The following is a 1224-nucleotide window of genomic DNA, read 5'->3' on the forward strand; positions in this document are numbered from 1 at the left end:
TGGTGGATATGAAAGATCAACAAACCCTAGTAATTGCCATAAATAAAAAGGTGGTCCGGTGTCCGAATTAAAAAATGATCGTTATCTTCGTGCTTTATTAAAGCAACCTGTCGATAAAACCCCGGTTTGGATTATGCGTCAGGCTGGTCGTTACTTGCCTGAATACCGGCAGGTACGCGAAAAGGCCGGTAATTTTATGACATTGTGTACCACGCCGGAACTGGCCTGTGAAGTTACCTTGCAGCCCCTGCGTCGCTTTGATCTTGATGCTTCGATAATCTTTTCTGACATTCTCACTATTCCTGATGCTATGGGGCTGGGGCTGCATTTTGTTACCGGAGAAGGCCCAAAATTTCACAAAACAGTACGCAGCGCAGCAGAAGTAGCCAATCTCAGCGTACCGGATATGGAGGATAGTCTGGGGTATGTGATGGATGCCATTCGCATGACCCGTAGGGAAATTGATGGCAAGGTGCCGTTAATTGGTTTTAGTGGCAGTCCCTGGACACTGGCGTGCTACATGGTCGAGGGAGGTTCGAGCAAGGATTTCGCTAAAATCAAAGCGATGATGTTTGATACGCCACAAGTGATGCATGATTTGTTATCAGTTCTTGCCAAGTCAGTAACGGCTTACTTAAATGCTCAAATCGCTGCAGGTGCTCAGGCCTTAATGTTATTTGATACTTGGGGTGGGGCATTAAGTGGACCAAATTACAGAGAGTTTTCGCTGGCCTATATGCAGCAGATCATCAGCGGCCTGACCAAAGAAAATGAAGGAAGACGTGTGCCGGTAACGATGTTTACAAAGGGGGGTGGCCAATGGCTAAATCATATGGCCGAAGTCGGGGCCGACGCATTAGGCCTGGACTGGACGACCGATATCTCATTGGCACGCTATCAGGTGGGCGATAAAGTGGCCTTGCAGGGCAATATGGATCCCTGTGTGTTATATGCTCAGCCTGAACGCATACAAACGGAAGTAAAAGAAATTCTGAAAGCCTATGGTCATGGAAGTGGCCATGTATTTAATCTGGGGCACGGTATCCACCCTACGATTAACCCGGAGCATGTAGCTGCATTAGTGGATGCCGTACATGCTGAAAGCGTCCAGTATCATCAGTAATTTGTTGAGTTTTAAAACTTTCAGTGTCTTGTCCTGAAATAAGTTGACACTTATTTCGATTAAAACGCCCGATGCACCGCATCGGGCGTTTTGTATTTTAG

Annotated in this window: 1 protein-coding gene; it reads left to right on the forward strand. The window is 46.7% G+C overall.

Translation table 11 applies throughout. The annotated features are described in order from the left end of the window. Positions 1–58: 58 nt before the first annotated feature. Positions 59–1123, forward strand: coding sequence for a uroporphyrinogen decarboxylase (hemE, locus tag B3O33_RS15165; RefSeq protein ID WP_292362667.1), 1065 nt, complete (start codon positions 59–61; stop codon positions 1121–1123). The last annotated feature ends 101 nt before the right edge of the window (positions 1124–1224 follow it).

Origin of the sequence: Methylophaga sp. UBA1464 (genome assembly GCF_002325665.1) — a bacterium.
GTDB lineage: Bacteria > Pseudomonadota > Gammaproteobacteria > Nitrosococcales > Methylophagaceae > Methylophaga.